The sequence below is a fragment of the Escherichia sp. S10b genome (genome assembly GCF_028421345.1).
GTDB lineage: Bacteria > Pseudomonadota > Gammaproteobacteria > Enterobacterales > Enterobacteriaceae > ECMA0423.
Genome location: NZ_JAHZSO010000044.1, coordinates 1 through 6,162 on the forward strand (window position 1 = coordinate 1; position 6,162 = coordinate 6,162).

The window sequence follows — 6,162 nt, forward strand, 5'->3', positions numbered from 1 at the left end:
GACTGTAGGTCACCGGGCAAACGTTGCGGAATGGCGTCAGAGACGTCATTTTGCGGCGTTTGCCCTATCCTGCATCGCAGTGAAAAGAACTCGCCTCGTGCGCTATGATTAACCGATGATAAAAGGCTGAAAGAAGCACTGCAAGCCGACTGGATAACATTGTTGCTTCACGGCTGATCATCATTGGTTGCCTCAGTGCTAGTGTGCTTTGCATCAGGAACCAGAAGACGATACCACGGCATTTTTTTGTTAAGCAGCTCCATCAGGGGAGTGGCAAACAAACTCAATCCCCACAGCGTTACGATTACTGGAATCGTGAAATTTTGCGGCGTCCAGAACTGGCGCTCAAGGTGGAACCATGTAACAACACAGAGCATTCCACCAATCCAGAAAATAGCTTTACTGAAAGCCCCCAGGACTGCCAGAGAAATAACAGAGACTAAATGCAGTGCGCCAGCCGTAGCAAGACGTAGATAAAACCAGAACCATTTAGCGTGCCGGATAACCGGGTTACCGTTCGTTTCTCGCAATCGTTTTTTACGTTCCCGGATGATTTCTTTTTTCAGCTTACTTCGTTCGGCTCCCTGCGGAAACTCATATATTTTAGCCATGTTTTGCCTCACTTATTCTTTTTTGGTGGAACGACTTTGTCAAACTCCTCTAAAAATGCCATATCATCTTCCGAAAAGGATGAGGATTTTTCATTTATACTAAACTCAAATCTAAGCATGTGAGCCATTCTCCCTTTTTTCCCAACAACAGAGAAAGATAACTGATTTATTTCCGTTTTCTCAATTATCTCATTAATGCTTTTATTGATAACATCACGAACAAAAAATGAGTATTTAGGATACTTATATTTCTTCTCCCCTTCCTCAATAGTATAAAGTCCCATTTCCTCTTTTAAATCATCCACGGATATATCAAAAGATTTTTTTGAACTATTCTGACTGTAATATTTCCTAATGACTTGATAAAGGTTTGTTGAGTTTACACTGTTCAACAACACAACTGATTTCAATACCTGAGTGGTATATCTATTTTCAGAACCAATCAACTTAGAAAAATATCGCTTAGCTGTATTTGTGAATTTTATCCGTACAGTTGCAAGATGATCGTAATAGGCACAGAATTCTGTTAAGTTTAAATCCAAGCGATCAGGTATTTTATTCTTAGATGATAGTATCCCAAGTTCATCAGCCAAATTTTTTAAATCATCTCTGTTTAAAACTAACGTAGTTGAAGAAAGAACTTTAGCTCCCTCTTTCAGAGCTGCATAAGAGGCATATTTATCTAAAGAAGTAGCTTTTGAAAAAAAGTCAGCATCAACCTCCAAAATATCATCATCTAACATTTCCTTTGTATCAATCTGGCAAAGAGCCAGAAAAAGCACTCTTTTTGCTGAAAGGGAAAGGGATGCAAGAGTTACCCCAACTTCATTTCTATGTCTAACTTTCGTTAATCCCGTTACTGTCTTCACGATAAGCCTCATATAACCTTTCCTATGTAGGCAAATCATAACCCCACAAAGGTTGTAATTCAAGACAACAATACAACCTTTAATTAAAAAACCTCTCACCTTTAGATATGAAGATCTGAGGATCTTCATATCTAAAGATAGCAACAACCGCATGTTTCACTTGATGTTCAGTCAAACTGTGGAAACCGTTAAAAATCTTCTCACCTTACGTGAAAAATCCTCTCATCTTTAGTGAAAAATCTAACTACCTTAACTTAAAAATCTTCTCACCTTACGTGAAAAATCCTCTCACCTTACGTGAAAAATCCTCTCACCTTTAGCAATTTTTTTCCATAATTTTCAGGTAATTGAAGCGAGCTAAGTTTTTAAGTTTTTAAGATCAAGAAGAAAATATAAGGCTTTTAATGCACAGCGTCTGTGGATAACTCAGCATAAATCCAGAGGATAGATCCGTCTGGCCTCCCTGAGCACTGCACCACCAAAAATTGAGCAAATATTAACCTTAGCGCGTAAGTGCTCTATTGAAACCCCGTGGAAATTCCGCTTCCTCGCTCACTCGCGGGCTTCGCCCTGTCGTTCGGCTGCGGCGAGCGGTGTAATCTCTCTAAAAGATCCAGACGGGATCCTTTTCCGATCCAATTCTTAAATGCTCTCAAAAGCCCTCAGAGGCGTTTTAACCGCTTTAACCCGGTCATGGTTCAACGGAGCGGGTAAAATGCGCTTAGAACGTCATACAGCTCGTTTTTAACCTGATCCCTAATCAGGGGGTATAACAGAGGCGGCCAAAAAATCCGGCCTTGCTCGTCAGAGTATCTACCGCGCATTATCCCCGAACGGAAACCCGACCATCACAACACTTGCACAGCTTGCAGCAGTAGCCGGGTTACAGTTCACTCTCAGTAAGCCCAACCACTAACCTTTCAGACAAGCCCCTCATACCGGGGGGATTATTTCTTATGCCAGCAAAATTTCACGACCGGCGAGGATGGCCAAGTGTTTTTTGCTGGCAATTTTCGTGCAGCAGCTGGCGCCCGGATTCATTTTTTGCTGTCAGGCATCAATCGGTTTCAGCAACCCGCCCCGTAATTCGCTGCTAACGCATCTCATAACGCGCAGATACAGCGCCCCGCGCCAGTGTTTCACACTGACCCGGCGTACCGTTCGCAAGCTCACGCGCTAACTGCGACAGGCTAAACATCGTCTGATAGTCAGAAATTGGCCTGGCAGGGGTGAGGGGGGTTATCGCTCTCATTCGGGCTTGTTGGTTCGCCAGTCCTGGCGAACGTCTCCGGCGCGATGTTACGACAGCGCATTATGTAACTACAGTTCGCGCCTCTTTCGGAAATCCCTTCATGCGCGGTAAAGCAATATACATCTTTATGTAATCTTTACAATGTAAAGCATTAAAAATGATTCCATAACCATCATTTGATGGTATAATGAATTTGTTGGTTGGGAATGGTTCCCTGCCAGATTCCAGAAGCCCACACGGGCGGGAGCGAAAAATGAATATTCAGGAAGCATTAAACGTTTTTGGTTTATCCGGTGATCTGACTGAAAAGGACATCAAGGCGGCATACAAAAAAGCGGCTTTAAAATATCATCCAGACCGCAATCCATTGGGTGCCGAGCTGATGAAAGCAGTAAATGCTGCGTTTGATTTTCTCATGGCTAACATTGATAAAATCAATCAGTTTCAAAGCACTGATGAAAACGCACGTTACAACTACGGTGAAGATCTGGAAAAAGTTCTGAATACGCTTTCCGGCCTTACAGGGATTGTCTATGAAGTTATTGGTAATTGGGTCTGGATTAGCGGAGAAACTAAAGAACACAAAGACATTTTAAAGGAAATGGGCTGTAAGTGGGCATCTAAGAAAAAACAATGGTTTTACCGTCCTGAAGAACACAAAAGCCGCTGGAACCGTAAAGAACACAGCATTGAAGAAATTCGTGAAATGTATGGTACAGCGGGTAAACGTAAGGCGTCAGGCTGGACACGTGTAGAAGCAAGCGCATAACCGGAATGGGGGCGAAAGCCCCCTAGAACATGGCAAAGATTGATTCGGAGACACGTTGATGAAAAACAAGACCATAACGGAAGCGGAGCTGATAAACATTTTTGAAAGTTACGGAGCCTACATTTGCCCGGATGAGATCGAAGTTACAGCCAAAGAATGCAATGAAAATGGTTCAGTCTTGCACCGTGGCTTAAACGCAGAAGGATGGGCGCATCTTTTTGCGAAGGAAGAAGCATATCAGCAGGAATGCGAAGCCCAGGAAGCTGCAAGTGATGATGGACACTTTGATGAATAGTCTTAAAACTGCCGTAATTCGATTTACGGCTTTTTTATTGAGTTCAAAAGGCTGAATCGATGAAAGAACAGAAAAATTTCTTTGAACGGTATAAACCGGTGTTTGAAATCGTTTGTCGAATCCTGGGGAACGGCTGGCGTGTAAATCTGCTCGATGATTGCCAGTACAGGATTAAGCTAACCTCACCTGATTTTAAAAATTACTCTATACATATTCGAATGGAGAAAGGAAGGTTAGTTATCATTGGAAGCGTAGATAGTCGCAGCTGGAGAAGTCCTTACCATACTTGCACAGTATCGCCAGAGCGTAACCCTGTAGAAATCGCCGCCGATATTGAAAAGAAAATCCTGTCGGATGCTTTAGATAATGTAGATATGGCGCGAGAGTATGAACAACAGTTACAGCAAAAACGCGAGAAAAAACTGATCCTGAAAGGAATGCTATCTCGTTTAGTGCATCTTGAAAGCTGGCATGGGACATTGACCGGGTTTAAAGTTGAGAATGGGTTAGATGGTAACGTATCAGAACGGGGCGACGGATATGAAATGGTAATTCGTGGCCTGAGTGTAGATCAGCTCATAAAGGTAGCGGGGTTTATTAAACAGCTATGAGGCAAAAAATGAATGAAGTCCTGAGCGACAGGAAAAACAAAGGTAATGTAACATACAGGATTGTTGTGTCTGAAGATGCAACACGTTTGTTTATTGAACTTGAAAAACTGATGAAGGTACGCTCTAAAGAAGCGGATAAAAAAACAACTAAAAAGATTGTTTTCCAAAAATCATTTTATTACGAAGAATTCTCGAACGTTAAAGATGAAATTGATGATCCAATTTTATTGAAATTCTATACAGATACTATTGTGAAGGTACAAAATCATGAGTTTTAAGCCAACACCTGAAGAGGTGAAACAAGCACGTATTAAAGCTGGCTTTACGCAGCAGGAAGCCGCTGAACGGTTTGGTTTTACGTTATCAGCCTGGCAAGCCAAAGAAACATCCGGTAAAACGTCTCGTGGTTTAGCCGCTGGTACGTATGAATTACTTTTGCTCCTGGCTGATGAACATCCAGATTACCAGCTCGTTAAGAGAGAAAAAAATCAGGATAAAGTGACTAAATAAATTGCATTACCATCATATGATGGTATAATTTATTTGTAGGTCGGGAATAGTTCCTTACCATGATCCAGTAGCCCAAACGGGCGGGAGACTAAAATGAACACGTATGTTATCACTTTCCAGGCTTTAAACACTAAGAAAGAAAAAATCACCTGCTCTGCTTTTGTCCATTCAGAAACTCTCTTCCTTGCCGTTCATTCTTTCGAAGATAAAAATCGCGGTCGTGGTTATGTTATCACGTCTGTTAGTGAATTGTTGTCCGAGGAACTGACGGCGAAAAATTCCCTCAAGAAAAATATTAACTTTTGGTTTAATGAGTGTGGTTTAAGTAAATCTGAGGTTATAAACGAAGTAATTAACTGGAAGAATTTCGCATATACCCTTAAAGAACTGGAGGAAGCCAAAAATGAAGCGATAAGAGAACTGCGGAGTTAATCAATTAGGGGTGGTATCAGGTTGTGGAGGCAACCTGATACCGTGACACTCAATTCCCTCGCGAGGAATATAAAATGTCGGAACGCATGTTATCAGCAATACAGACTGTTGAAAAGGGTGGGCGTCCGGTTTTTCCCTTGATGCCATTCTCTGCTTTTCCTGAGTACATGGCATTACTCAGAAAAGCCCTGGAAAAGAAAGAAACAAAAGCACTGATAGAAAAACAGGAGGTGCTATGAAAAAACAGGAGTTTTTAGATTTTATCAGTGCAGAACAGAGGCGGGGAGCTGTCCGGTTTTCGCTGGGATTTAACAGCAAAGGGGAAATTGTATTGCACTGGACTAACGAGGCCGGGTTAAGAGTCTGGAGTATACTAAGCGGTAACAGGGGAAAAAGTCCCAGCCGGGCAAACCGGGAAAGAATGAGTAACCTCCGCCGCTGGCTCCATGATGCCCGGCAGGGCATGGAAGGCGACACACCAGAGGCAGAATAAAATTCCCGTTCCTGAATCGCCGAAGCCCTCCCGTTTACGGGAGGTGCTTTTTTTGTATATTCCGTAAAACAGCGCTCGCGCCCCCTGCCAGGCCATTCGCGTAGCGAATTTATTTCCGCCCAAGTTAGCCGCGAATCCGTTGTCTCCGGTCGCAGACGCACCAGATCACAGCCACGATAGCCTTTCATTTTTTGCATTTCGATGGACGCTGAAGCACAATTTATGTGTGGAGGTAGTTCACTGCGATGCAGGATAGGGCAAACGCCGCAAAATGACGTCTCTGACGCCATTCCGCAACGTTTGCCCGGTGACCTACAGTC

General features: G+C 42.9%; 11 protein-coding genes and 1 pseudogene. 9 read left to right on the top strand and 3 right to left on the bottom strand.

What is annotated here, in order from left to right; genetic code table 11:
• Window positions 1-167: 167 nt before the first annotated feature.
• Both FTE26_RS03900 and FTE26_RS03905 read right to left on the bottom strand, forming a co-directional pair.
• Window positions 168-611, bottom strand: coding sequence for a hypothetical protein (locus FTE26_RS03900; protein WP_001074369.1), 444 nt, complete (start codon window positions 609-611; stop codon window positions 168-170).
• 8 nt (window positions 612-619) lie between these two features.
• Window positions 620-1,633 carry a replication initiation protein gene (locus FTE26_RS03905; protein ID WP_001348704.1) on the bottom strand — a complete coding sequence of 338 codons (1,014 nt, stop codon included), beginning with the start codon at window positions 1,631-1,633 and terminating at the stop codon, window positions 620-622.
• A gap of 610 nt (window positions 1,634-2,243) precedes the next feature.
• On the opposite strand from FTE26_RS03905, the pseudogene FTE26_RS03910 reads away from it, so the two are divergent.
• Window positions 2,244-2,396, top strand: a pseudogene (locus FTE26_RS03910) (helix-turn-helix domain-containing transcriptional regulator); the annotation flags it as partial.
• 177 nt (window positions 2,397-2,573) lie between these two features.
• On the opposite strand, the gene FTE26_RS03915 reads toward FTE26_RS03910, so the two are convergent.
• Window positions 2,574-2,732, bottom strand: a complete 159-nt coding sequence (locus tag FTE26_RS03915) for a hypothetical protein (RefSeq protein ID WP_152913118.1) — start codon at window positions 2,730-2,732, stop codon at window positions 2,574-2,576.
• A gap of 253 nt (window positions 2,733-2,985) precedes the next feature.
• Here FTE26_RS03915 and FTE26_RS03920 point away from each other — a divergent pair, with 253 nt between their 5' ends.
• The 8 genes from FTE26_RS03920 to FTE26_RS03955 all read left to right on the top strand — a co-directional run bounded on the left by FTE26_RS03920 (window position 2,986) and on the right by FTE26_RS03955 (window position 5,842).
• Window positions 2,986-3,501: a DnaJ domain-containing protein gene (locus FTE26_RS03920; RefSeq protein ID WP_001025390.1), complete on the top strand. Its 516-nt coding sequence runs from the start codon at window positions 2,986-2,988 to the stop codon at window positions 3,499-3,501.
• A gap of 58 nt (window positions 3,502-3,559) precedes the next feature.
• On the top strand, window positions 3,560-3,796 hold the full coding sequence (locus FTE26_RS03925) for a hypothetical protein (RefSeq protein ID WP_000792381.1): 237 nt from the start codon (window positions 3,560-3,562) through the stop codon (window positions 3,794-3,796).
• 59 nt (window positions 3,797-3,855) lie between these two features.
• Complete coding sequence (locus FTE26_RS03930; protein ID WP_000662998.1) at window positions 3,856-4,407, top strand: hypothetical protein; 552 nt, start codon at window positions 3,856-3,858, stop codon at window positions 4,405-4,407.
• Between the two features lie 8 nt (window positions 4,408-4,415).
• Complete coding sequence (locus FTE26_RS03935; protein WP_001006717.1) at window positions 4,416-4,685, top strand: hypothetical protein; 270 nt, start codon at window positions 4,416-4,418, stop codon at window positions 4,683-4,685.
• A complete protein-coding gene (locus FTE26_RS03940) occupies window positions 4,675-4,917 on the top strand; it encodes a hypothetical protein (RefSeq protein WP_000008707.1) in 243 nt (80 codons plus the stop codon). The genes FTE26_RS03935 and FTE26_RS03940 overlap by 11 nt, the downstream gene beginning before the upstream one ends.
• A 93-nt stretch (window positions 4,918-5,010) precedes the next feature.
• Window positions 5,011-5,349, top strand: coding sequence for a hypothetical protein (locus FTE26_RS03945; protein WP_001099725.1), 339 nt, complete (start codon window positions 5,011-5,013; stop codon window positions 5,347-5,349).
• 74 nt (window positions 5,350-5,423) lie between these two features.
• Window positions 5,424-5,588, top strand: a complete 165-nt coding sequence (locus FTE26_RS03950) for a hypothetical protein (protein WP_000004083.1) — start codon at window positions 5,424-5,426, stop codon at window positions 5,586-5,588.
• Complete coding sequence (locus tag FTE26_RS03955) at window positions 5,585-5,842, top strand: hypothetical protein (protein WP_004199355.1); 258 nt, start codon at window positions 5,585-5,587, stop codon at window positions 5,840-5,842. Before FTE26_RS03950 ends, FTE26_RS03955 begins: the two co-directional genes overlap by 4 nt.
• Window positions 5,843-6,162 lie beyond the last annotated feature (320 nt).